20 protein-coding genes are annotated in these 24,830 nt (G+C 70.6%); 4 read left to right on the top strand and 16 right to left on the bottom strand.

What is annotated here, in order from left to right:
- Positions 1-115: 115 nt before the first annotated feature.
- The 4 genes from ACY1JF_RS04350 to ACY1JF_RS04335 all read right to left on the bottom strand — a co-directional run bounded on the left by ACY1JF_RS04350 (position 116) and on the right by ACY1JF_RS04335 (position 4,297).
- Complete coding sequence (locus ACY1JF_RS04350; protein WP_189418682.1) at positions 116-487, bottom strand: FKBP-type peptidyl-prolyl cis-trans isomerase; 372 nt, start codon at positions 485-487, stop codon at positions 116-118.
- Positions 488-547: 60 nt separating this feature from the next.
- Positions 548-1,543 (bottom strand): FKBP-type peptidyl-prolyl cis-trans isomerase, encoded by a 996-nt coding sequence (locus tag ACY1JF_RS04345; RefSeq protein ID WP_462703613.1) that lies wholly within the window; start codon positions 1,541-1,543, stop codon positions 548-550.
- A gap of 123 nt (positions 1,544-1,666) precedes the next feature.
- Entirely contained in the window at positions 1,667-3,028 is a 1,362-nt protein-coding gene (gene pafA, locus ACY1JF_RS04340) for a Pup--protein ligase (protein ID WP_462703612.1), read from the bottom strand.
- 9 nt (positions 3,029-3,037) lie between these two features.
- Positions 3,038-4,297 (bottom strand): MFS transporter, encoded by a 1,260-nt coding sequence (locus tag ACY1JF_RS04335; protein WP_462703611.1) that lies wholly within the window; start codon positions 4,295-4,297, stop codon positions 3,038-3,040.
- Between the two features lie 62 nt (positions 4,298-4,359).
- On the opposite strand from ACY1JF_RS04335, the gene ACY1JF_RS04330 reads away from it, so the two are divergent.
- Complete coding sequence (locus tag ACY1JF_RS04330; RefSeq protein ID WP_462703610.1) at positions 4,360-5,412, top strand: LacI family DNA-binding transcriptional regulator; 1,053 nt, start codon at positions 4,360-4,362, stop codon at positions 5,410-5,412.
- A 437-nt stretch (positions 5,413-5,849) separates the two neighbouring features.
- Here the strand turns inward: ACY1JF_RS04330 and prcA are convergent, their stop codons facing one another.
- From prcA to arc, 6 genes are all read right to left on the bottom strand, one after another.
- Positions 5,850-6,587: a proteasome subunit alpha gene (prcA, locus tag ACY1JF_RS04325; RefSeq protein ID WP_462703609.1), complete on the bottom strand. Its 738-nt coding sequence runs from the start codon at positions 6,585-6,587 to the stop codon at positions 5,850-5,852.
- A 65-nt stretch (positions 6,588-6,652) separates the two neighbouring features.
- Positions 6,653-7,498 carry a proteasome subunit beta gene (gene prcB / locus ACY1JF_RS04320; protein WP_462703608.1) on the bottom strand — a complete coding sequence of 282 codons (846 nt, stop codon included), beginning with the start codon at positions 7,496-7,498 and terminating at the stop codon, positions 6,653-6,655.
- A complete protein-coding gene (locus tag ACY1JF_RS04315; RefSeq protein WP_462703607.1) occupies positions 7,450-8,043 on the bottom strand; it encodes an endonuclease VII domain-containing protein in 594 nt (197 codons plus the stop codon). Before ACY1JF_RS04315 ends, prcB begins: the two co-directional genes overlap by 49 nt.
- Positions 8,044-8,076: 33 nt before the next feature.
- Positions 8,077-8,295, bottom strand: a complete 219-nt coding sequence (locus ACY1JF_RS04310; protein WP_016325855.1) for a ubiquitin-like protein Pup — start codon at positions 8,293-8,295, stop codon at positions 8,077-8,079.
- Between the two features lie 211 nt (positions 8,296-8,506).
- Complete coding sequence (dop, locus tag ACY1JF_RS04305) at positions 8,507-10,018, bottom strand: depupylase/deamidase Dop (RefSeq protein WP_462703606.1); 1,512 nt, start codon at positions 10,016-10,018, stop codon at positions 8,507-8,509.
- A gap of 236 nt (positions 10,019-10,254) precedes the next feature.
- Positions 10,255-12,021, bottom strand: a complete 1,767-nt coding sequence (arc, locus tag ACY1JF_RS04300) for a proteasome ATPase (protein WP_462703605.1) — start codon at positions 12,019-12,021, stop codon at positions 10,255-10,257.
- A 248-nt stretch (positions 12,022-12,269) separates the two neighbouring features.
- Between arc and ACY1JF_RS04295 the strand changes: the two genes are divergently transcribed.
- Positions 12,270-12,569 (top strand): ferredoxin, encoded by a 300-nt coding sequence (locus ACY1JF_RS04295; protein WP_462703604.1) that lies wholly within the window; start codon positions 12,270-12,272, stop codon positions 12,567-12,569.
- A 73-nt stretch (positions 12,570-12,642) separates the two neighbouring features.
- Here the strand turns inward: ACY1JF_RS04295 and ACY1JF_RS04290 are convergent, their stop codons facing one another.
- The 3 genes from ACY1JF_RS04290 to ACY1JF_RS04280 form a co-directional block, all read right to left on the bottom strand.
- Complete coding sequence (locus tag ACY1JF_RS04290) at positions 12,643-13,218, bottom strand: hypothetical protein (protein WP_462703603.1); 576 nt, start codon at positions 13,216-13,218, stop codon at positions 12,643-12,645.
- A gap of 216 nt (positions 13,219-13,434) precedes the next feature.
- The gene (locus ACY1JF_RS04285) at positions 13,435-14,337 is read right to left on the bottom strand and encodes a tRNA (adenine-N1)-methyltransferase (RefSeq protein ID WP_215170740.1); all 903 of its coding nucleotides are present in this window, start codon (positions 14,335-14,337) and stop codon (positions 13,435-13,437) included.
- Positions 14,338-14,462: 125 nt separating this feature from the next.
- The gene (locus tag ACY1JF_RS04280; protein WP_462703602.1) at positions 14,463-15,986 is read right to left on the bottom strand and encodes a site-2 protease family protein; all 1,524 of its coding nucleotides are present in this window, start codon (positions 15,984-15,986) and stop codon (positions 14,463-14,465) included.
- Positions 15,987-16,186: 200 nt separating this feature from the next.
- Here ACY1JF_RS04280 and ACY1JF_RS04275 point away from each other — a divergent pair, with 200 nt between their 5' ends.
- On the top strand, positions 16,187-17,287 hold the full coding sequence (locus ACY1JF_RS04275) for a RecB family exonuclease (RefSeq protein ID WP_462703601.1): 1,101 nt from the start codon (positions 16,187-16,189) through the stop codon (positions 17,285-17,287).
- A 67-nt stretch (positions 17,288-17,354) separates the two neighbouring features.
- On the top strand, positions 17,355-18,026 hold the full coding sequence (locus ACY1JF_RS04270) for a response regulator transcription factor (RefSeq protein WP_320775720.1): 672 nt from the start codon (positions 17,355-17,357) through the stop codon (positions 18,024-18,026).
- A gap of 83 nt (positions 18,027-18,109) precedes the next feature.
- Here ACY1JF_RS04270 and ACY1JF_RS04265 read toward each other — a convergent pair whose 3' ends face one another.
- The 3 genes from ACY1JF_RS04265 to metH all read right to left on the bottom strand — a co-directional run bounded on the left by ACY1JF_RS04265 (position 18,110) and on the right by metH (position 24,530).
- On the bottom strand, positions 18,110-19,714 hold the full coding sequence (locus ACY1JF_RS04265) for an ABC transporter substrate-binding protein (RefSeq protein ID WP_462703600.1): 1,605 nt from the start codon (positions 19,712-19,714) through the stop codon (positions 18,110-18,112).
- A 421-nt stretch (positions 19,715-20,135) separates the two neighbouring features.
- Positions 20,136-20,912, bottom strand: a complete 777-nt coding sequence (locus ACY1JF_RS04260) for an HAD family hydrolase (RefSeq protein ID WP_462703599.1) — start codon at positions 20,910-20,912, stop codon at positions 20,136-20,138.
- Positions 20,913-21,017: 105 nt separating this feature from the next.
- Positions 21,018-24,530 (bottom strand): methionine synthase, encoded by a 3,513-nt coding sequence (gene metH, locus ACY1JF_RS04255; RefSeq protein WP_462703598.1) that lies wholly within the window; start codon positions 24,528-24,530, stop codon positions 21,018-21,020.
- Positions 24,531-24,830: the final 300 nt, after the last annotated feature.

The raw sequence follows: 24,830 nt of genomic DNA, 5'->3' as shown, positions 1-24,830 counted from the left end.
CGTACCGCCCCGCGGTGGCCTGGCAAAAGCCGAGGGCCCACGCCCACACGGGCGTGGGCCCCGAAGCGGTCGCGTCCGGTCGGATCCGTGCCGGCCCGGCCTCGACGAGGTCGGATCAGACGCCGAGCAGGTCGACGACGAAGATCAGCGTCTCGCCGGGCTTGATCGCCGGGGTCGGGCTCTGGTTGCCGTAGGCGAGGTGGGCCGGGATGGTCAGCTGGCGGCGGCCGCCGACCTTCATGCCCTGCACGCCCTGGTCCCAGCCCTTGATGACCCGGCCGCCGCCCAGCGGGAAGCGGAACGGGGCGCCGCGGTTCCAGCTGGCGTCGAACTCCTCGCCGGTGGAGAAGGCGACACCCACGTAGTGCACGGTGACGGTCTGGCCCGCCTGCGCAACGGGTCCGTCGCCCTCCCAGATGTCCTTGATCTCGAGGTCCGCCGGGGGCTCGCCGCCGGGGAAGTCGATCTCGGGCTTGTCGATGCTCACGTCTCTAGCTCCTGCTTGTCTGCGGAAAGGCAACGGTCCCAGTGTTTCATCCCCGCCGCGTCAGAGCTTCGCGAGGATGTCGACCGAGAAGACCAGCGTCGAGTCCTTCTTGATGCCGCTGCCCTCCGGGGGGTTGTCGCCGTACCCCAGGTCCGGCGGGACGACGATGAGGACGCGGCTGCCGACCTTCTTGCCGGTCAGCCCCTGCGACCAGCCCTTGACGACCTGCTGGAGGCCGAAGGAGGTCAGCTGCCCCCGCTTGTACGTCGAGTCGAACTCCTTGCCCCCGTCCCACAGCACGCCCTTGTACTGCACCAGGACGCTGTCCTCGGCCGCCACCTCGGCGCCGTCGCCCTCGATGACGTAGTTCGCCACGAGCTTCTCCGGCGCGTCGGCGGCGGGCACCTCGATGGAAGGCGCCTTGCCGTCGGTGTTGGTGCCCACCTTCGGCAGCGCGGTGTCGCCCTGGGCGACCTCCTCGCCCCTGGCCGACGACTTGGCGTTGTAGCTGTCCTTGAGGTCGAAGACGAACACCAGGGTGTCGTCCTTCTCCACCCCGAGCTGCTCGTTGCCCTGGTCGCCGTAGGCCCAGGCCGGCGGGACGGCGAAGAGGACGCGGCTGCCGGTCTTCCTGCCCGCGAGGGCGTACCGCCAGCCGTCGATGACGCTGCCCTGGGCGAGCTGGAAGACCAGCGGGCTCTTGGTGTCGTAGGAGTTGCCGAGCACCTTGGCGGAGGACCAGATCTGGCCCAGGTAGTCCGCGACCACGAAGTCGTTCTCGGCGACCGTCTTGCCGCTGCCCGCGACGGCCGTCTTGACCGCGAGCTGTCCGGACGGGTCGCCGCTGCCCTTGGCGACCGTCGGCTTCTCGCCGAACTCCGTGCCCGCCGTGATCGCCGGCAGCGGACCGTCGACGATCTTGGGGGCCGGCGCCGACGACGTGGCCGACGCCGAGGGCGTCTCACCGGCGTCGCCCGATTCGCCCCCGTCGTCGCCGCACGCGGCGAGGGTGGTCAGTCCAACGGGTACGGCGATGAGAAGTGAGCGTCGGCGCACGGTGAGGGCCTCGTAATCGGTCGATCATGGTTGATGGCGTGCGCGCAACTCTACGGCGTGAGAAGGGCGCCGTACGGAAAACGTACGGCGCCCGTGTGGCGTTCCGGTCATGTATTCGGAGCGCTACATGCCCGCGATCAGCTTCTCCACCCGGTCGTCGACGGAACGGAACGGGTCCTTGCACAACACGGTGCGCTGCGCCTGGTCGTTGAGCTTGAGGTGGACCCAGTCGACCGTGAAATCACGGCGCTGTTCCTGGGCCCGCCGGATGAAGTCGCCGCGCAGCCGGGCCCGAGTCGTCTGCGGGGGAACGGACTTGCCCTCGAAGATCTTCAAGTCGTTGCAGACCCGGGCGGCCTGGCCCTTCTTCTCCAGCAGGTAGTACAGGCCACGACGGCGGTGGATGTCGTGGTAGGCGAGGTCTATCTGCGCGACCCGCGGATGCGACATGGTCATGTTGTGCTTGGTCCGGTACCGCTCGATGAGCTTGTACTTCATGACCCAGTCGATCTCGGTGCCGATGCGGTCGAGGTCCTCGGCCTCGATCGCGTCCAGGGTGCGGCCCCACAGCTCCAGCACCCGCTCGACGGTGCCGGTGCGGATGCCGCGCCGCTCGCAGAAGTCCACGGCCTTCTCGTAGTACTCCCGCTGCACCTCCAGCGCGGACGCCTCCCGGCCGCTGGCCAGGCGCACCTTCCGCCGTCCGGTGATGTCGTGGCTGACCTCGCGGATCGCCCGGATGGGGTTCTCCAGGGTCAGGTCGCGCATCACCGTGCCGGCCTCGATCATGCGCAGCACCAGGTCGGTGGCGCCGACCTTGAGCAGCATGGTCGTCTCCGACATGTTCGAGTCGCCCACGATGACGTGCAGCCGGCGGTAGCGCTCGGCGTCGGCGTGCGGCTCGTCGCGGGTGTTGATGATCGGCCGGGACCGGGTCGTCGCCGAGGAGACGCCCTCCCAGATGTGCTCGGCGCGCTGGCTGACGCAGTACACGGCACCGCGCGGCGTCTGCAGCACCTTGCCGGCCCCGCACAGCAGCTGCCTCGTCACCAGGAACGGGATGAGGATGTCCGCGAGCCGGGAGAACTCCCCGTGCCGGGCCACCAGGTAGTTCTCGTGACAGCCGTAGGAGTTGCCCGCCGAATCGGTGTTGTTCTTGAAGAGGTAGACGTCGCCCGCGATTCCCTCCTCGTGCAGGCGTCGTTCGGCGTCCACCAGGAGTCCTTCGAGAATGCGCTCGCCCGCCTTGTCGTGCGTGACGAGCTCGGTGACGTTGTCACATTCGGGTGTCGCGTATTCCGGGTGCGACCCGACATCGAGATAGAGGCGGGCGCCGTTGCGCAGAAACACATTGCTGCTGCGGCCCCATGACACGACACGGCGGAAGAGGTACCGCGCCACCTCGTCAGGCGACAGGCGGCGCTGTCCCCTGAACGTGCACGTGACGCCGTACTCGTTCTCCAGCCCGAAAATGCGGCGGTCCATGACTGAACATTACGCCCGATCCCCTGAACTGAAACGGGGTTCGACGGCACGGTTTGGATCATTTTCCGATGAAGCCGCGACCACCGCCTGTCCGGCGGGAACCGCGAGGACCCGCCCGGTCGCCGTCAGCACCAGCAGGGAGACCGCTCCCGCGGCGCCCGGCAGGGCGAAGCCCCACAGCGCCCCGCCGGCCTCGACGACCGGCCCGGCGAGCCCCGTTCCGACCGACGCTCCCACGGTGAACGTGGTCACGAGCCAGGAGAACGCTTCGGTCACGGTCCCCCTGGGAGCGTGCCGGTCGACGAGCACGAAAGCACAGGCGATGGCCGGCGCCAGGAAGATCCCGGCCACCACGGCGAGCAGCACCATGCCGACCGCGCCCGGCATCGACATCAGCGGCAGGTAGCACACCGCCAGGAGCGCCACCAGCACCCGTAGTCTCCGCGCCGGATCACCGGCCCACCGCCGCGCCCCGTACACCGCGCCGCCCACCAGCGCCCCGAGTCCCAGCGCGGCCATCAGCCAGCCGTACACGGCGTCGCCGCCGTGCTCGTCGGCGTACGACACGGCCGCGACCGTGATCGACCCGAGCGCCGTCCCGACGAACAGGAAGGCGGCGAGCAGCGCCAGCAGCCCGGGCGAGCGCAGCGCGCCCAGCCAGTGCGCCTCGCGCGGAGCCGACCGCCACGCGCGCGAGGGAGGCGACACGACGACCGACAGCGCCCCGAGCACCCCGAGCACGTTGAGGACGAGCAGCGCGGCCTGCGCCGACCACAGGGACGCGCACAGCGTCACCAGCAGCGGCCCGACGGTGAACATCACCTCCTGCGCCACGGCGTCCATCGCGTACGCCGTGTGCACCTGCCCCTCCTCGCCCAGCACACCGGGCCACAGGGCCCGCAGACCGCCCTCCAGCGGCGGCGTGAACAGCCCCGCGCCCGCCACCGCCACGTAGGCGACCACGGCCGCGTCCGTGCCGGCGAAGGCGAAGACGGCCATCGCCAGACCCGACAGAACGGCCGCCGGAAGCTGCACCCGCGGCTGCCCGAACAGGTCCACGAGCCGCCCCAGCACAGGCTGTCCCACGGCGTTGGCGACCCCGTAGACGGCCGCCAGCGCCCCCGCGAGGCTGTAGGAACCGCCCTCGGCCCGCACGAACAGCACGACGGCGATCGCCGCGGTGGCGTTGGGCAGCCGCCCCACGAGCGTGCCGGCCAGCAACCGCGCGGCATGCCGCGCACGAAGAATCTCCAGATACCCCGCGGCCACGGCCGGCTCCCTTCCCCGCCATCGGACGTTTTACGTATAACTTGAGCGCGCTCATACGTACCATGACCGCTGTTCGGGAGTCCAGACGAAGGAGCGGGCCCACGGTGGCACGAGGCAGCACACGTCCGACGAGCCGGGACGTCGCCCGGGCCGCCGGCGTCTCCCAGGCCGCGGTCTCCCTGGTCCTGGGCGACAAGTGGCGCGGACGCGTATCGGAGACGACGGCCGAACGCGTACGCCGGGCCGCGCACGACCTCGGCTACCGCCCCAACCTGGCGGCCCGCAACCTCCGCCTCGGCCGCACCCGCACGGTCCTCCTCGTCGTACCGGCCCTGACCACGGAGTTCTTCGCGGGCGTCTACACGGGCGCCGCCCGCGTCGCCGCCGAACACGGTTTCGGCGTGGTCCTCTACCCCTCCCCCGAGGGCATCGGCCCGGCGAGGGACCCGTTCGCCTCCGCCCAGGCGGCCCTGGACGGCGTCATCGCCTCCTCCATGGCCGCCGACGCCCTCACCGCCATCCGGGGCGACCAGCTCCCGCTCGTGATGCTGGACAGCGACCCGGAGAGCAGCACGGGCGCGGCGACGGTCAACCTGGACATCTCCGACGGCGTCCGCCAGGTCGCGGACCACCTGCTGGCCCTGGGCCACCGCCGCTTCCTGCACCTCGCCGCGGACGTGGCCTCCTGGACCTTCGAGGTACGGGCCCGGGAACTGGCGGCACGGCTGGGCGCGGTGCCCGGCACCGAACTGCGCACCGCCCACACGCCCATCTCCATCGAGGACGCCCTGACCGCCACGGAGGCGGCCCTCTCCGCCCCCGGACCGCGCCCCACCGCCCTGGTCTGCGACGACGACAAACTCGCCGCCGGCGCCTACAAGGCGCTGCGCCGCCTGGGCCTGCGCGTCCCCGAGGACCTCTCCGTCACCGGCCTGGACGACCTCGCCCTCGCCACGGCGATCGACCCCGAGCTCACGACGGTCCGCCTCGACGCGGAGCTCTTCGGCGAACGGGGCATGCGGGCGCTGCTGGACGTCCTGGAGGACCGGGCGCCCCAGGGCGGCGACATCCCCGTACAGCTGATCGTCCGAGGCTCGACGGCACCGCCCCGCTGAGGCGAGCCGAGGAGGGCTGGGTGGCGCGACCCGGCGCTGATCCGTTGGCCGCGCCCACCATCCCCCACTCTCGGCTTCGCTCGAGCGGGGGACCCCCATCGCCCCTGGGGGTATCTCCCAGGCCGTTCAGGCACTGGGGGAGGCACGCCTGCCCGCGGTTGCGCGGCCTGGGCCGCCTGCGCGGCCCGCGGCGTCCGCGGTTGGACGGGATACGGACCCGCACCCGCGTACGGCGGGAAGGGGACGGGGCGGGGGTGTCCGCCCGCAGCGGTTGGCGCGTCAACCCGGGTAAGCCCCGTAGGAGACCGATTCCGCGCCGTTCCGAGGACGGACACCCCCCCACCCCGGCCCCGGCCATGAACCGCACCGTGGGCGCTGCGCGCACCCCCAGCGAACCCGCACAGGCGCCGCAGGCACCCCCCACTCAGCCGCTGCTGCTACTCCTCCTCGGCGCCCCCCGCACCACCGGACGCCGAGGACGCGTCCAGCAGCCTCGACAGCTGGCCCCCCGCGATGCGCCGGAACTTCCGCTTCTGCGGCCGCGTACGGTCCAGCACCGCCACCTCCAGCCGCTCCGCCGGAATCTCCCGCTCGCTGCCGTTGGTGTCCCGCGACAGCGCCTGCACCGCCAGCCGCAGCGCCTCCGCCAGCGTCATCCCGTCCCGGTGCCGCTGGTCCAGGTACGAGCTGATCTGCTCCGCGTTGCCGCCGACCGCCACCGAGCCGTGCTCGTCCACGATCGACCCGTCGTGCGGCAGCCGGTAGATCTGGTCGCCCTCGGGCGTCTCCCCGACCTCCGCGACGACCAGCTCCACCTCGTACGGCTTCTCCGCCGCGCTCGAGAAGATCGTGCCGAGCGTCTGGGCGTAGACGTTGGCCAGGCCCCGGGCCGTCACATCGTCCCGGTCGTAGGTGTAACCCCGCAGGTCGGCGTAGCGCACACCACCGATCCGCAGGTTCTCGTACTCGTTGTACTTGCCGGCGGCCGCGAAACCGATCCGGTCGTAGATCTCGCTGAACTTGTGCAGCGCACGGGACGGGTTCTCACCGACGAACACGATGCCGTCGGCATACTGCAGCACGACCAGGCTGCGACCGCGGGCGATGCCCTTGCGGGCGTACTCGGCCCGGTCGGCCATGGCCTGCTGGGGGGAGACATAGAACGGCGTCGACACCGGTCAACCGTCCCTTTCTGTCGAAGTCACTGGATCACCTGACAACAAAGCAACCGTGCCCGCCGCTACAGCAGCGCCGCCCGCGGACCGTCGGGCCGCTCCAGCCGCCGCTCCAGCACCGAGCGGGCGATCTCGGACGACTCGTCCTCGGTCAGCCGGCGGAAGCCGTCCTCGGTGATCACGGTGACGATCGGGAAGATCCGCCGGGCGACGTCGGGCCCGCCGGTCGCCGAGTCGTCGTCGGCCGCGTCGTACAGCGCCTGCACCACCAGCGTGGTGGCGTCGTCCTCGCTCAGGTCATCCCGGAAGAGCTTCTTCATCGCGCCGCGCGCGAACACCGACCCCGATCCCGTGGCGGCGAAGTTGCGCTCCTCGGACCGCCCGCCCGTCACGTCGTACGAGAAGATGCGGCCCTTGCCGCGGTCGACGTCGTACCCGGCGAACAGCGGGACGACCGCCAGCCCCTGCATCGCCATGCCGAGGTTGGAACGGATCATCGTCGACAGCCGGTTGGCCTTGCCCTCCAGGGACAGCTGCGCGCCCTCGACCTTCTCGAAGTGCTCCAGTTCCAGCTGGAAGAGCTTCACCATCTCCACGGCCAGCCCCGCCGTACCGGCGATGCCCACCGCCGAGTACTCGTCGGCGGGGAACACCTTCTCGATGTCCCGCTGCGCGATGACGTTGCCCATGGTGGCCCGGCGGTCACCGGCCAGCACGACACCGCCGTCGAACGTCACGGCCACGATCGTCGTGCCGTGCGGGGCCTCGATGACACCCTGGGTCGGCGGCAGCTGCCGGTTGCCCGGAAGGATCTCCGGCTGGTGTTCCGACAGGAAGTCCATGAAGGAGGACGATCCAGGTGTCAGGAAGGCAGCCGGCAGACGCCCGGTGCTACGAGTGTTGGCTTCCACGCGATTCCTTCCACATAAGCGGCAGCCCGCCTTATGGCATCGGGCCGGTCCTTGAACTGCCCCAGCGCCGCGTTGCAGCTGAAGCACAGTACGCCACGGACCCTACCTGTCTCGTGGCAGTGATCCACATGCTCAGCGGGGGCCGCGAGACAGATGCAGCAGACGCCCTGCTGCTCGGCGATCAGCCCGTCCAGTCCAGCCGGAGTCAGGCCGTACTTGCGCCGGAAGTAACTGATCCGGTTGCGCCCCGCACGGCATTCACGGCAGTAGCTGGACCAGCCGTCCGAGGACGACTTGTTCCGCTCCCACTCCGCGTACGGCTTCACCTGCTCGCACTGCGGACAGCGCTTGTGCCCTCCTGGTACCGGCACCTTGGCCCGAACCTTCTTGCCCTTGGCCTCCTGGCGCTGCCGGTAGTACTCAGCGGAGCACTCCCGGCAGTATGCCTGGAGACCGTCCGGCGCGGACTTGTTGCTCGCGAACGCCGATCGCGGCTTGCGTTCGGCGCAACGCGAGCACCGCCGCGGAGCCGTCTCTTCCTTCACCAACCCCCGCCTTCGTTTCGAAGGTCAAGCGACCTACTGGCCACCCTTCTGAACGAACGACCTCACGAAATCCTCAGCATTCTCTTCGAGCACATCATCGATCTCGTCCAGCACCGAGTCGACGTCGTCGCTCAGCTTCTCCTGCCGTTCCTTGAGGTCCTCCGACGCCTGCGCGTCCTGCGCCTGCTCCTCGACCTCCTCGGTGGAACGCGTGGCCTTCTGCTGCCCGCCGCCGGTGTCCTTGGTCGCCATAACCCTCACCCCGCTCGGTTCGCCCGACACAGTTCGCTCGTCAAGATCCGACCCTACAAGCCGGCTCTGACATCGGCCCCGCGGAATACAGAACGCGCGGGGACCACCTCGTTGATTCCCGGGCCGGGGGTTTTCACCCCGGCCCGGCTGACTTCGGCCGGGTACCCACTGCCCCGGATCATGCCTGGATCATGCCCGGAACACGCCCGGTTCACCCCCCGGCCAACACCCTGACCAGGTCTTCCGCGGTCCGGCAGCGGTCCAGCAGCTCCTTGACGTGATTACGCGTTCCGCGAAGCGGTTCCAGGGTCGGCACGCGCTGCAGCGAATCGCGCCCCGGCAGATCGAAGATCACCGAGTCCCAGGAGGCCGCCGCCACGTCGTCCGCGTACTGCTCCAGACAGCGCCCGCGGAAGTACGCGCGGGTGTCCTCGGGCGGCTTCGTACGGGCCCGCTCGACCTCCGCGTCGTCCAGCAGCCGCTTCATGCGGCCGCGGGCCGCCAGGCGGTTGTACAGGCCCTTCTCGGGACGTACGTCCGCGTACTGGAGGTCGACCAGGTGCAGCCGGGGGGCGTCCCAGTCGACCGCGTCGCGCCGCCGGTAGCCCTCCATGAGTTCCCGTTTGGCGACCCAGTCCAGCTCGCCGGCCAGGCTCATCGGATCGTTCTCCAGGCGGTTGAGGGTGTCCTCCCAGCGGGCCAGGACGTCCTTGGTCTGGTCGTCCGCGTCGGCGCCGTACCGCTCCTCCACGTATTTGCGGGACAGCTCGAAGTACTCCATCTGGAGCTGTACCGCCGTGAGCGTCCGTCCGCTGCGGAGGGTGACGAGCTGCTTGAGCGAGGGGTCGTGCGAGACCTGGTGGAGGGTGCGTACCGGCTGGTCGACCGCCAGGTCCACGGCGATGAAGCCGTCCTCGATCATCGACAGCACCAGGGCGGTCGTGCCCAGTTTCAGGTACGTCGAGATCTCCGACAGGTTCGCGTCACCGATGATCACGTGCAGCCGGCGGTACTTCTCCGCGTCCGCGTGCGGTTCGTCGCGCGTGTTGATGATCGGGCGCTTCAGGGTCGTCTCCAGGCCGACCTCGACCTCGAAGTAGTCCGCGCGCTGGCTGAGCTGGAAGCCGTGTTCGTGGCCGTCCTGGCCGATGCCGACGCGGCCGGCGCCGGTGACGACCTGGCGGGAGACGAAGAACGGCGTCAGGTGGCGCACGATGTCCGAGAAGGCGGTCTCCCGCTTCATCAGGTAGTTCTCGTGCGTGCCGTAGGACGCGCCCTTGTTGTCGGTGTTGTTCTTGTACAGGTGGATCGGCTGGGCCCCGGGCAGCTGGGCGGCCCGCTCGGCCGCCTCGGCCATGATGCGCTCGCCCGCCTTGTCCCAGAGCACGGCGTCCCGCGGGTTGGTGACCTCGGGCGCGCTGTACTCGGGGTGCGCGTGGTCGACGTAGAGCCGGGCACCGTTGGTGAGGATCACGTTGGCCAGGCCGATGTCCTCGTCGGTGAGCTGGCTGGAGTCGGCGGCCTCCCGGGCGAGGTCGAAGCCTCGCGCGTCCCGCAGCGGGTTCTCCTCCTCGAAGTCCCAGCGGGCCCGGCGGGCCCGGTGCATCGCCGCCGCGTAGGCGTTGACGATCTGGGACGAGGTGAGCATGGCATTGGCGTTGGGGTGACCGGGGACGGAGATCCCGTACTCCGTCTCGATGCCCATTACTCGCCGTACGGTCATGCGGCCCTCCTTGCCCGGCGGTGCCCACGGTCGTGGACGCCGCTCACGTACCGCTGGCGCTCCGGTGCGTGTGCGGTGCCCGTCCCCGCACTGCGCGACTCGGCGGTATGGAAGAGCCTAGAACGCCTTTGCGCTGGTGGGGAGATCATTTGCGTCATTGCCTTGCTCCAGCCGTGGCCCTGGAAAGCAGTCGGCTGCGGGTACCCGCTGAGGGACACCCGCAGCCGTCCGGTTTCTTACAGGTACTGACCGGTGTTCGCCACCGTGTCGATGGAGCGTCCGGTGTCCGCGCCCTGCTTTCCGGTGACGAGCGTACGGATGTACACGATCCGCTCGCCCTTCTTCCCGGAGATGCGGGCCCAGTCGTCCGGGTTGGTGGTGTTGGGCAGGTCCTCGTTCTCCTTGAACTCGTCCACACACGCCTGGAGGAGGTGGGAGACGCGCAGACCCTTCTGGTTCTTCTCCAGGAAGTCCTTGATCGCCATTTTCTTGGCGCGGCCCACGATGTTCTCGATCATGGCGCCGGAATTGAAGTCCTTGAAGTAGAGGACTTCCTTGTCGCCATTGGCGTAGGTGACCTCCAGGAAGCGGTTCTCCTCGGATTCGGCGTACATCTGTTCCACCGCCGTCTGGATCATGCTCTGGACGGTGGCCGCCTTGTCCTTGTCGTGCTCCTTCAGATCGTCCTCGTGGAGCGGGAGGCGCTCGGTGAGGTACTTGCCGAAGATGTCCTTGGCCGCCTCGGCGTCCGGACGCTCGATCTTGATCTTCACATCGAGCCGGCCGGGCCGCAGGATGGCGGGGTCGATCATGTCCTCACGGTTGGAGGCGCCGATCACGACCACGTTCTGCAGGCCCTCCACGCCGTCGATCTCGGCGAGCAGCTGGGGGACGATGGTGTTCTCCACGTCCGAGCTGACACCGGAGCCGCGGGTGCGGAAGAGGGACTCCATCTCGTCGAAGAAGACGATGACGGGGGTGCCCTCGCTGGCCTTCTCCCGGGCCCGCTGGAAGACCAGGCGGATCTGCCGCTCGGTCTCGCCGACGTACTTGTTCAGCAGCTCGGGGCCCTTGATGTTCAGGAAGAAGCTCTTGCCGGCGGCCTGGCCGGTGACCTCGGCGACCTTCTTGGCCAGCGAGTTCGCGACCGCCTTGGCGATGAGCGTCTTGCCGCAGCCGGGCGGGCCGTAGAGCAGCACGCCCTTGGGCGGACGCAGCTCGTGCTCCTTGAACAGGTCGGGATAGAGATACGGGAGCTCGACCGCGTCGCGGATCATCTCGATCTGTCCGCCGAGGCCGCCGATCTGCTCGTAGCCGATGTCGGGGACCTCTTCGAGGACGAGTTCCTCGACCTCGCTCTTGGGGACGACCTCGTAGACGTAACCCGAGCGGGGTTCGAGCAGGAGGGCGTCACCGGCGCGGATGGTGATGCCGCGCAATGGCTCGGCGAGCCGGACCACGCGCTCCTCGTCGGTGTGCCCCAGCACCAGGGCGCGCTCGCCGTCCTCCAGGACCTCCTTGAGGGTGACGATGTCGCCGACGCTCTCGAACGCCATGGCCTCGACCACGTTGAGCGCCTCGTTGAGCATGACTTCCTGGCCTCGGCGCAGGTCGTCCAGCTCGACGCTGGGGCTGACGTTCACCCGGAGCTTGCGGCCCCCGGTGAAGATGTCGGCCGTGCCGTCCTCGTTCGCCTGCAGGAAGACACCGAAGCCGGCCGGCGGCTGCGCCAACCGGTCGACCTCCTCCTTGAGGGCCACGATCTGGTCGCGGGCCTCGCGGAGTGTATTGGCCAGTCGCTCGTTCTGCGCGGATACGCCGGCCAGATTGGTCTGCAGCTCGACGATCCGCTCTTCGAGGATTCTCGTGTGCCGCGGAGAGTCGGCGAGCTTGCGTCGCAGGACGGCGATCTCCTGCTCAAGATAGGCGATCTGTCCGGTCGGGTCGTCGGACCCGTGTCCCGGGCGGATGCCGCGGTTCATGTCGTCGTCGTGGGCTGCCACGGTCCTCACCTCCTCCAAGGGGAGCTGGACGCTTCCAGACCCTACCTGGGTGGGTGTCGATTGAAACCCCTAGATCACAAAGACGGTCGGGGTGTGTCCGATCTTCACCCTTGCGCTCTCCCTCACGCCAGGGGAATACCCACGGAACACGTCGGGAAAGCAGGCGGCGGTAGGCTCGAAGTGTTCAACACCCGTCAGAGCTGGCCGGATTCCCGCCGCTCGGCGCAGAAACGGCAGGAGAGACGATCGTGCAACAGGAGGCCGGGGCCACCGCTGAGGCGCTGGAGGTCTGGATCGATCAGGACCTGTGTACCGGCGACGGCATCTGCGCGCAGTACGCGCCCGAGGTGTTCGAGCTGGACATCGACGGTCTCGCCTACGTCAAGGGCGGGGACGACGAGCTGCTGCGGGCCAAGGGGGCGACCACGCCGGTGCCGTTGCCGCTCCTGACCGACGTGGTCGACTCGGCGAAGGAGTGTCCGGGCGAGTGCATCCACGTACGTCGGGTTTCGGACAGCGTCGAGGTCTACGGACCGGACGCAGAGTGACCAAATCGCAACCTATTGCGTACAGTCCGTGACCGATGTCTGATGTCTCACCTTCGGACGGCGCCGTTCCCGCTCACACCGCGTGGGCCTCGGCGGGCGTGGAGCGGACGAACGCGCCGTTGTTCCAGCGCCACTTCGCGTCTTCCTCGACGTCCGGGCAGCAACTGGGTACGTCGGCCGACGAGTAGCCGAGGTACGTGGCGAGGACGGCGCCGCCGGTGACGGAGAGGTCGGTGACGGTCCGGCGCTCCTCGGGGCCGACCAGCGTCGCGACCACCCGGGGTTCGCCGTCGCCGCCCGAGGTGAGGACGTAGACGCCGTCGGGCGGGGTGCCCATGGGGGCGTCGCAGTGCACCACGGCGACCGTCTCCGGGCGGCCGTCGCCGTCCAGGTCGCCGGACGCCTTCTTCTGGACGACGGCCTTCACCGGGCCGCAGTCCAGGGGGAACGTGACGTCCGCGGGATCGGGCGGCGCGGCCTGGCTCCGGGCCTGCTGGGCCTTGGGGCGCGCCGCCTGGGCCGCTGTCGCGGCGTCGGGCTGCAGGACCGAGGAGAGGGCCACCACGGCGGCGACGGCGGTTGCGGTGGCGACCCAGTGGATCGGGCGGGTACGCGTGTGTGCCAGTTCCGGGACGGCGGGGTGCTGCACGAGGAGCGTCTCCTGTGAGGGCTGTGCCGGTGGGGTGTCCAGCATCGTGCCACACGTCACAGTGCGGGGGAACGGCGGGGTGGGTACCCGGGCGCGTCCCGGCCCGGCCGGTTCGTGATGGTGCCCTGTCAACGCGGCGACGCCGTGGTCGAGTTCCCGGACGGATCCGGGAACTCGACCACGGCGTCGCCGCGTTGGTACGGGTGGCGGGCCGGGTCAGCGACCGGTGCCCCCGTCGGCGTTGGGGCCGGTGTAGTCCTCGCCGTAGGCGCCCTTCGCGGGCCGGCGGCGGCGCATGGGCGGTTCCACGCCGTCGGCGAGGCGGCGGGCGGTGAGCAGGAAACCGGTGTGGCCGATCATCCGGTGGTCCGGGCGGACGGCCAGGCCCTCGACGTGCCAGTTGCGGATCATGGTCTCCCAGGAGGTCGGCTCGTTGAAGCAGCCGATCTCCCGGATGGACTCGACGGTCCGGGCGAGCTGGGTGGTGGTCGCCACGTAGCAGCACAGGATGCCGCCGGGGACGAGTGCCTTGGAGACGGCCTCCAGGCACTCCCAGGGGGCGAGCATGTCGAGGATGACGCGGTCGACGTCGGTGTCGGACAGGTTGTCCTGGAGGTCGCCGACGGTGAGCTGCCAGGCGGGGTGCGGGCCGCCGAAGTACCGCTCCACGTTGCCGCGCGCGATGTCGGCGAAGTCCTCGCGGCGCTCGTAGGAGTGCAGCATGCCCTGGTCGCCGATGGCGCGCAGCAGGAAGCTGCTCAGCGAGCCGGAGCCGACCCCGGCCTCCACGACGCGCGCGCCGGGGAAGATGTCGGCGAAGGCGAGGATCTGCCCCGCGTCCTTGGGGTAGACCACGGCGGCGCCGCGGGGCATGGACAGGACGTAGTCGGGGAGCAGGGGGCGCAGCGCGAGGTAGGCGACGTTCCCGGTGGTACGGACAACGCTGCCCTCGGGAGCGCCGATCAGCTCGTCGTGGGGGAAGGAACCCTTGTGGGTGTGGAAGTTCTTCCCGGCCTCGAGCGTGAACGTGTAGTGGCGGCCCTTGGGGTCGGTCAGCTGAACCTGGTCCCCGACCTTGAAGGGCCCGCGCCTGCGGGCGGCACCGGTCGGTTCGGACATGTGACCAGCCTACCGGTTGTCTGCCGGGGGCTTTACCGGCGAAGGGGGCGGGGGCGGGAGCGCACCGGGCGGCGCGGGCCGTGCGCGGTCGCTCGCGCGGTTCCCCGTGCCGCTCCGGGACGGGTTCAGCTCGGCCGGGCCATGGCCTTGACGAAGGCCCGTTCGACGTCGGCGGCGGACAGGACGCCGTAGATCTCGCCGGTCTCCTCGGTCACCAGGTACTCGGTGGCGGGGGTGGCGCGCAGGGCGTCCAGCAGTTCCTCGCCGGCCAGCTCGGCCGAGACGCGCATGCCCTCGGTGAGGTCCTGGGCGAGGCCGCTGACCGCGACCCAGGGGCGGCGGTGTTCGGGTACGCCGACGATGGCGGCCTCGCGGACCAGGGAGAGCGGGGCGCCCTCGGCGTCGACGACGACCAGGGCGCGGGCACCGGCCGCGTTGGCGCGGCGCAGCGCCTCGGAGAGGGGGGTGTCGGTCTCGACGGGGACCGCGCGCCGGGTGAGGTTGCGGGCGCGCAGCTCGGGGAGGTGTTCGCGCAGGCGGGCCATGCGCAGGCTGTTGCCGGCGCCGGTCCAGATGATCGCGGCGAGGATGGCGGCCAGCAGGGCGTCCATGACGGTGTCCATGCCGACGTTGTCCACGGCGTCGGAGCCGAGGGCGCCGGCCTGGGTGAGCAGGGGAAGGCCGATCAGGACGGAGACGGCGAGGAAGCGGCCCACCCAGGCGGCGGCGACCGTGCCGCTCATCGGTTTGCCGGTGATCTTCCAGACGACGGCGCGGAGCATGCGGCCGCCGTCCAGGGGGAGGCCGGGGAGGAGGTTGAAGACGGCCACGATGAGGTTGGAGATCATCAGACCGGCCAGCAGGACGCCGGGCACGGTACCGGGCTCGACGGGCAGCAGGGCGAGGTAGAAGACGCCGGCGAGGACGAGGGAGAGCAGCGGGCCGACGAAGGCCAGGACGAATTCGCGGCCGGGGGTCTCGGCCTCCTTCTCGATCTCGGAGACGCCGCCGAAGAACTGGAGCTGGATGCGGCGGACCGGGAGCTTGAAGCGGAGGGCGGCGACGGTGTGGGCGAGTTCGTGAACGAGGACGGAGGCGTAGAAGGCGACCGCGAAGAAGAGGGAGACCAGGTACCGGGCGGCGCCCAGCTCGGGCAGGACGCGGTCGAGCTGGCCGCCGAACACCCAGGTGATCAGGGCGGCGACCAGGAACCAGCTGGGAGCGACGTAGACCGGGACGCCGAACGGGCGGCCCATCAGCAGGCCGCCGCCGGGTTCGCGGGGGCGGCGCGGGGGGCGGGGGCCGGCCGGGGCCGCCGGGGTCTGTGGAGCCGCGGTTCCCGGTGCGCCGCCGGGCGGGGACGGGGCGGGGCGGTCGCCGGGAGCCGTACGGCCGGACCGGCCGCCGGGGCCGTCCCGGCGCGTGCCGTCCTCCTCCGCGCCCCCGCCGGGACCGTCCGGGTCCTGTGCCGCCGGGGCCCCCTCGGCGGAGGCGGGGCCGGGAGGAGGGGCGTCGGGGCGGTCGGGGCCGCCGTCCTGGGGCCGGCCGGGGCGCGCGGAGCCGGGGGACGGGGCCGTAGACCCCGGGTGGTGCTCGGCCGGCTCGTCGCTGCCGGACCGCGGCTGCCCGCTCCCGCCGCTCACGTCCACGGTTTCCCCTCGTTCGAAGCGTCTTCCGCTCCTGCCGGGCGGAAGGGTCTCATGTCGATGGTATGCGGCCCGCTCGCCCCCTTCCGCCCCGGCACCCCTGTGCTCCGCCTGCTCTCCTCCGCTCTCCACCGCTCCCGCGCGTCACGGGCGTCACCGGCGTGGCTGGGCCGGTGTCAGTGGCGGGCCGTAGGGTCTGTCGCATGGAGACGAGCATCGAGGGCGCGGTGGGAGGTCCCGCCGGTACCGCCGGTCCCACCGGTCCCGCACCGACGGTGGACCCGCCGGTACCGGCCGGACCGGCGGCGCCGGGGGTGGCAGCGGCGCCGGAGGCGGGGGCGGGCGAGGGAGTGGTGGCAGCGGCGCCGGAGGCGGGCGAGGGAGCGGCGGTCGCGGCGGCCTCGGCAGCCGCCGTGACCTCCGTGGCCTCCGTGGTGGAGCCCGCCGCCCCCTCCCCCCGGTCCGTCGCCGCACCTCCCGTCTCGCTCTCGCCCTCGCGGGCCGGCGACTTCATGCAGTGCCCGCTGCTGTACCGGTTCCGGGTGATCGACCGGCTCCCGGAGAAGCCGAGCGAGGCGGCGACCCGGGGCACGCTGGTGCACGCGGTGCTGGAGCGGCTCTTCGACGCCCCGGCGGCCGAGCGCACCCCGCCGCGTGCGAAGGCCCTGGTGCCCGGCCAGTGGGACCGGCTGCGGGAGACCAGGCCCGAGGTGGGGGAGCTGTTCGCCGACGACCCGGACGGCGAGCGGCTGGCGCGCTGGCTGGCCGAGGCGGAGCGGCTCGTGGAGCGCTGGTTCACGCTGGAGGACCCGAGCCGGCTGGAGCCGGCCGAGCGGGAGCTGTTCGTCGAGACGGAGCTGGAGTCCGGACTGCGGCTGCGCGGCATCATCGACCGGGTCGACGTGGCGCCCACCGGCGAGGTGCGGATCGTCGACTACAAGACGGGCAGGGCGCCCCGGCCGGAGTACTCCGAGGGCGCGCTGTTCCAGATGAAGTTCTACGCGCTGGTGGTGTGGCGGCTGAAGAAGGTCGTCCCCCGCCGGCTGCAGCTGGTCTACCTGGGCAGCGGTGACGTGCTGACGTACGACCCGGTCGTCGCCGACCTGGAGCGGGTCGAGCGCAAGCTGCTGGCGCTGTGGGACGCGATCCGGCTGGCGACCGAGACGGGCGAGTGGCGGCCGCGTCCCACCAAGCTGTGCGGCTGGTGCGACCACCGGGCGCACTGTCCGGAGTTCGGCGGCACTCCCCCGCCGTATCCGCTGCCGGTGGTGGCGGCCGGGCCGGGAGGGGGCGGCCGGGCGTAGCGCCCCGGCCGGGTCCGGCGCCTCGGCCGCAGGGCAGAATGGGGCCGGACTAGCGAAGGAGACTTACGTGGCCATCCGCGTCCTACTGGTCGACGACCAGCCGCTGCTGCGTACGGGCTTCCGGATGATCCTGGAAGCGGAGCAGGACATCGCGGTCGTCGGCGAGGCCGGGGACGGCCTCCAAGCTCTGGACCAGGTGCGGGCGTTGCAGCCCGATGTGGTCCTGATGGACATCCGTATGCCGCGGATGGACGGCGTGGAGGCGACCCGGCAGATCACCGGCCCCGGTCGGGACGGCCCGGCGAAGGTGCTGGTGCTGACCACCTTCGACCTCGACGAGTACGTGGTGGAGGCGCTGCGGGCCGGGGCCAGCGGCTTCCTGTTGAAGGACGCCCCGGCCAACGAGCTGGTACAGGCGATCCGGGTGGTGGCGGCCGGTGAGGCGATGCTCGCGCCGAGCATCACCAAGCGGCTGCTCGACAAGTACGCGACCCATCTGCCCTCGGGCGAGGAGCCGGTGCCGGACACCCTGCACACGCTGACCGAGCGTGAGGTGGAGGTGCTGAAGCTGGTGGCGCGCGGCCTGTCCAACGCGGAGATCGCCGCCGATCTGTTCGTCAGCGAGACGACCGTCAAGACGCATGTCGGGCACGTCCTGACCAAGCTGGGGCTGCGCGACCGGGTGCAGGCCGCGGTGTACGCGTACGAGAGCGGACTGGTGCGCCCCGGCGCGCAGTAGCCCGTTCGCGGCGGCACGGCGACACGAAGGGCGCCCCTCCCCGGAAGAGGAGGGGCGCCCTTTCGGTGTGCGGGTGGGCCCGCTCAGTCGCTGACGCCGCGGCCCAGCTCCCAGAGCTGGAGCGAGGAGGCGGAGTTGAGCAGGTAGGCGGTGCCGGTGATGTCGTCGCGGGTGGCGACGTACTGCTTGCCCTGCCACAGCGGCAGCAGTGGTACGTCCTCGGCGACGCGGTCCTGGATCTTCGTCAGGCTGTCGGTGGCGGACAGCCGGTCGGCCTCGCGGCGGGACTCCGGGATCAGCTTGTCGATGATCTCGCTGTTGGCGTACGGCAGGTACAGGGTGTTGTTCTTGTCGAGGAACGGCGCGATGAAGCTGTCGGCGTCCGGGAAGTCGGGGAACCAGCCCATGCCGAAGACGTCGTACTCGTGCTCCTTCTGCCCCTCCCGGTACTTGTCCCAGACGGTGCCCTTGATGTCGACGTCGAAGAGACCGCTGTCGTTGAGCTGCTTCTGCAGCTCCTCGAACTCCGTCTTGGCGGCCGCGCCGTAGTGGTCGGTGGTGTAGTGCAGCGTCAGCTTCACCGGCGTGCTGATGCCGGCCTGTGCCAGCTTCGCCTTCGCCTTGTCGACGCTCGGGTCGCCGTACGTGTTGAAGAACGAGTTGGAGTGGCCGGTGATGGTCGCCGGGACCATCGAGTACAGCGGCTCGGCCTGGGAGCCGTAGACCTTGGAAACCAGTTCGCTGCGGTTGATCAGCTGGGCCATCGCCTGGCGGACGGCCTTGTTCTTGACGGTCTCGGCCTCGGTGTTGAAGGCGAGGTAGCGGATCTCCAGGCCGGACACCTCGACCAGGTCGACGGCGCCGCCGGAGGCCTTGGACAGCGTGTCGATCTGGTCGGGCGTCATCGCACGCGTCATCACGTCGATGTCGCCGTTCTCGAGGTCGGTCCCCATCGTCTCGGCGTCGGCGTACGAGACCATCTCGACCTTGTCGTTGTTCACCGTCAGACTCCCCTTGTAGTTGGGGTTCTTGGTGAACACGGCCTTGGTCAGCTCGTCGCCCTCGGTCTCCGCCTTGAAGGTGTAGGGGCCGGAGCCGGAGATCTCGAAGCCCTCGCGCAGCTCGTCCTTGGCGTAGTCGTCGGAGTCGACGATGCCGGCGACGGGGGTCGACAGCTTGTACGGGAAGGTGGCGTCGGCGGTGTTGAGGTGGAAGATCACCTCGCGGTCGCCCTGCGTCTCGACGGTGTCGACGGTGGACAGCAGCGAGGAGACACCGGTGTCGGCCTGGATGGCGATGGCCCGCTCGATGGAGTACTTCACGTCGGCGGCGGTGATGGCGTCACCGTCGGCGAACTTCAGGCCGTCCCGCAGGGTGCAGGAGTACCGCTCGTTGCCCGTGTCGGTGAAGCCGCACTGCTCGGCGGCCTCGGGCACCGGCTCGCCGTCACCACGCGGCTGGATCATGAGCGTCTGCTGGGTCTGGCGCAGGATGTTCCAGAGACCGACGTCGTACGCCCACGCCGGGTCGAGGGGCGCGGGGGCCTCCTTCGTGGCGGTGAACCGGTCCGTGGTGCCGACGACGATCGCGTCTCCGCCGCCACTGCCGCTGTCGGAGCCGCCGCACGCGGCGAGCACCGGCGCGAGCAGGCCGACCACGGCCGGCAGCACCAAAGTCTTACGGTTCATGCTCGGGATTCTCCAGGGCTGTCGATTCCGTGCATCCGGCTTGCAGGGGTGTCGCGGCCGATCACGGGGGTAAGGGCTGGGGTTCTCGCGATGAGATTAGTCCGCGTCCGCACGGCAGTTCGCAGCCGCCGGAGCTGAGCCCCCATCACGCAGCGAAACCGGGCGTGGACACACCGAAAACCCGACAGTGGAAGGATTAGTGCAGGGTTTCACCAATCAGGACACATGGTCACCACGACATCCCGGGCCGTACGGCGGACAGCACAGGCACAGCCTTCTGTCGACCCCCGGGAGCGTGGGGAACGTCACACGGACAGGAGGGTTCCCGAGGCATTGAATTCAGCCGTCCGCAGACCGGGAATTACCCTTCGAAACCCCTCCGCCACGCTTCTTCTCGACCCTCCGGCGGGTGTTCCGCCAATTACCCCTCTTTCGCCGACGCACGCTGGGTGAACGCCTGGCGCGTGTGCGTCATCGACTCGCGTAGAAATGCCAGGTCGACCTGTTCCAGCGAGGACACGACAGTGCGCCGGGGGGCCGGTGCGATGGGGGCGACGGACGGAACCGCGACGACATGGCAGCCCGCGGCCTCGGCGGCGGCGACGCCGGTCGCGGTGTCCTCGATGACGGCGCATCTGTGGGGATCCGCGCCGAGTCCGGCGGCGGCGGTCAGGTACGGATCCGGGTACGGCTTGGTGCGCGGCACCTCGTCGCCCGCGACCGTCAGGGCGAAGTGGTGGGCGCCGAGCGAGGTGAGCACCCGGTCGATGATGCGCCGGTGGGAGGCGGAGACCAGGGCGGTGGGGATCTCGTGCTCGGTCAGCTCGGACAGCAGCCGCCGGGCGCCCGGCATGAGAGGCAGCGCCCGGTCGATGCGCTTCTCGAAGCCGTCGTTGAGCAGCACGGTGAGCTCGGCCAGCGGGATGTCGGCGCCGGTGGCCTCGATCAGGAAGCCCGCGCTGCGGGTCATGGGGCCGCCGACCACGACATGGCGCCAGGAGTCGTCCAGGGCGTACCCGAGCCCGGCGAAGACCTCCCGCTCCACGTCCCACCAGAAGCCCTCGGTGTCCACCAGGGTTCCGTCCATGTCCAGGAGCACGGCCTGGAGCGCGGGTCCTCCGGCCGTCGGGGTGTCCCCCGGCCGGACGGAGCCGAGAACGTGCGGAGGGGTACCCAGCGAGCGGGCCGTACTGGTCATCCACTTACCTCCTTGAGGGGCGATCAGGCCGGTTCCCGGGAGGGAACCGGCCTGCGGTGGACCGACCAGTGTACGTCGCCCGGGAGCCAAGCGCCCGACGGTGCCTCAGCGGGCGTTGAAGTACTTGGCCTCGGGGTGGTGGATCACGATGGCGTCGGTGGACTGTTCGGGGTGGAGCTGGAACTCCTCCGACAGGTGGACGCCGATCCGCTCCGGCTCCAGCAGGGCGGCGATCTTCGCCCGGTCCTCCAGGTCCGGGCAGGCGCCGTAGCCCAGGGAGAAGCGGGCGCCCCGGTACTTCAGCTCGAACATGCCCTGCATCTCGTCGGGGTCCTCGCCGGCGAAGCCCAGTTCGGAGCGGACGCGGGCGTGCCAGTACTCGGCGAGGGCCTCGGCGAGCTGGACCGACAGGCCGTGCAGTTCGAGGTAGTCGCGGTAGGCGTTGGCCTCGAACATGCGGGCGGTCTCCTCGCCGATGCGGGAGCCGACGGTGACGACCTGGAAGCCGACGACGTCCTTCTCGCCGGACTCCTCCGGGCGGAAGAAGTCGGCCAGGCACAGGCGCCGGCCGCGCCGCTGGCGGGGGAAGGTGAAGCGGGTGCGCTCGTTGCCGTCGTCGTCGAGGACGATGAGGTCGTCGTCCTTGGAGACGCACGGGAAGTAGCCGTAGACCACGGCCGCTTCCAGCAGGTTCTCCGTCTGGAGCCGGTCCAGCAGGCCGCGCAGCCGGGGCCGTCCCTCGCTCTCGACCAGTTCCTCGTACGACGGTCCGTCCCCGGTGCGGGCCTGCTTCAGCCCCCACTGGCCCTTGAACAGGGCGCCTTCGTCCAGCCAGGAGGCGTACTCCTTGAGCTGGATGCCCTTGATGACGCGGGTGCCCCAGAAGGGGGGCTCGGGGACCGGGTTGTCGACGGCGACGTCGGAGCGGACGTGTCCGGCCTCCGGGCGCTCCTCGACCTCCGCGGTCGCGGCCCGCACCCGGCGCCGGCGCAGCTCGGGGAGCTTGGCGCCGGGCACGCCGCGCTTGATGCCGATGAGCGCGTCCATCAGCCGCAGCCCCTCGAACGCGTCCCGCGCGTAGCGGACTTCGCCCTCGTAGATCTCGTGGAGGTCCTGCTCGACGTAGGCGCGGGTGAGGGCGGCGCCGCCGAGGATGACGGGGAAGTCGGCGGCCATGCCCCGCTGGTTGAGCTCCTCCAGGTTCTCCTTCATGATCACCGTGGACTTCACCAGCAGCCCGGACATGCCGATCACATCGGCCTTGTGCTCCTCGGCCGCCTCCAGGATCGCCGACACCGGCTGCTTGATCCCGAGGTTGACGACGTTGTAGCCGTTGTTGGACAGGATGATGTCGACCAGGTTCTTGCCGATGTCGTGCACGTCGCCGCGCACCGTGGCCAGCACGATCGTGCCCTTGCCCGCCTCGTCGGTCTTCTCCATGTGCGGTTCCAGGTACGCGACCGCGGTCTTCATCACCTCCGCGGACTGGAGGACGAACGGCAGCTGCATCTGGCCGGAGCCGAACAGCTCACCGACCACCTTCATGCCCTCCAGCAGCACCTCGTTGACGATCTCCAGCGCCGGGCGGGCCGCCAGCGCCGCGTCCAGGTCCGCCTCCAGACCGTTGCGCTCGCCGTCGATGATCCGCCGCTGGAGGCGCTCCTCCAGCGGCAGCGCGGCCAGTTCCTCGGCCTTGGACGCCTTCAGCGACTTGGCCGTGGCGCCCTCGAACAGCTGCATGAGCTTCTGCAGCGGGTCGTAGCCCTCGCGGCGCCGGTCGTAGATCAGGTCCAGGGCGGTGGTGACCTGCTCCTCGTCGAACCGCGCGATCGGCAGGATCTTCGAGGCGTGCACGATCGCGGAGTCCAGACCCGCCTTCACGCACTCGTCCAGGAAGACCGAGTTCAGCAGGATCCGGGCGGCCGGGTTGAGACCGAAGGAGATGTTCGACAGGCCGAGGGTGGTCTGCACCCGCGGGTGACGGCGCTTCAGCTCGCGGATGCCCTCGATGGTGGCCACCCCGTCCCGGCGGGACTCCTCCTGACCGGTGCAGATGGTGAAGGTCAGGCAGTCCACCAGGATGTCCTCCTCGCGGATGCCCCAGTTCCCGGTCAGGTCCGCGATCAGCCGTTCGGCGATCTCGACCTTCTTCTCCGCGGTGCGGGCCTGCCCCTCCTCGTCGATGGTCAGCGCGATCAGCGCCGCCCCGTGCTCCCGGGCGAGCGCGGTCACCTTCGCGAACCGGGACTCGGGGCCGTCGCCGTCCTCGTAGTTCACCGAGTTGATCACCGCCCGGCCGCCCAGCTTCTCCAGCCCGGCGCGGATGACGGGGACCTCGGTGGAGTCCAGCACGATGGGGAGGGTGGAGGCGGTGGCGAAGCGGCCGGCCAGCTCCTCCATGTCGGCGACGCCGTCCCGGCCGACGTAGTCCACGCACAGGTCCAGCATGTGCGCGCCCTCGCGGATCTGGTCCCGGGCCATCTCCACGCAGTCGTCCCAGCGGCCCTCCAGCATGGCCTCGCGGAACTTCCTCGACCCGTTGGCGTTGGTCCGCTCGCCGATGGCCAGGTAGGAGGTGTCCTGGCGGAACGGCACCGACTGGTACAGGGAGGCGGCGCCCGGCTCGGGGCGCGGATCGCGCTCGGCCGGGGCGAGCCCCCGGACCCGCTCCACGACCTGGCGCAGGTGCTCCGGCGTGGTCCCGCAGCAGCCGCCCACCAGCGACAGGCCGTACTCGCGCACGAACGTCTCCTGCGCGTCCGCCAGCTCGACGGCACCCAGCGGGTAGTGGGCGCCGTCCTTGCCCAGGACCGGCAGGCCGGCGTTGGGCATGCAGGACAGCGGGACGCGCGAGTGCCGGGCCAGGAAGCGCAGGTGCTCGCTCATCTCGGCCGGGCCGGTGGCGCAGTTCAGGCCGATCATGTCGATGCCCAGCGGCTCCAGCGCGGTCAGCGCCGCGCCGATCTCCGAGCCGAGCAGCATCGTGCCGGTGGTCTCGACGGTCACCGACACGATCACCGGCAGGTCGACGCCGAGGGCGTCCAGGGCGCGGCGGGCGCCGAGCACGGCGGACTTGGTCTGGAGCAGGTCCTGCGTGGTCTCCACCAGCAGGGCGTCGGCGCCGCCGGCGACCAGGCCCTCGGCGTTGCGCTGGTAGGCGTCGCGCAGTACTCCGTACGGGGCGTGCCCGAGGGTGGGGAGCTTGGTGCCGGGGCCCATGGAGCCCAGGACCCAGCGCTGCCGGCCGTCCCTCGCGGCGAACTCGTCGGCCACCTCGCGGGCCACCCGGGCGCCGGCCTCGGACAGCTCGTGGACCCGGTGCGCGATGTCGTACTCGCCGAGGGCTGAGTGGTTGGCGCCGAAGGTGTTGGTCTCCACGCAGTCCACGCCGACCGCGAAGTACTCCTCGTGGACCGAGCGGACGATGTCCGGCCGGGTCAGGTTCAGCACCTCGTTGCAGCCCTCCAGCTGCTGGAAGTCGTCCAGCGTGGGGTTCTGCGCCTGCAGCATGGTGCCCATCGCGCCGTCGGCGACCACCACGCGGGTGGCGAGCGCCTCGCGCAGGGCGGTGACACGGGTCCGGGTGTCGGCGGACGGGGTGGACGGCGACGAGGCCATGGACGGGCTCCCTAGGGTGCGACGGCTGTCGGCTTTGCGGCTTCCCGGGGGCATCGGTACACAACACACCGGGAGGGCGCACCTCGCCAGGGTAGCCGGGAGGCGGAGCCGGCGGTCGGGGCGTCCATGGGACGGACGAGGACGAGACGCGGCGCCGGGTCGGGGGCGTGCGCATCGCGGGGGCGGGGCGCCGGGCACCGAGGTGCCGGGATGCCGTAGTGCGAGGCGCCGGAGCGCCGCAGTGCGCGGGGCCGGGGCGTCGGGGCACCGCGCAGTGCGCGGGGCCGGGATTCCGAGGTG

The sequence above is a fragment of the Streptomyces sp. SYSU D01066-1 genome, assembly GCF_054956795.1.
Note: the sequence above shows the minus strand (reverse complement) of the source record. Positions and strands in the feature narration are given on the sequence as shown.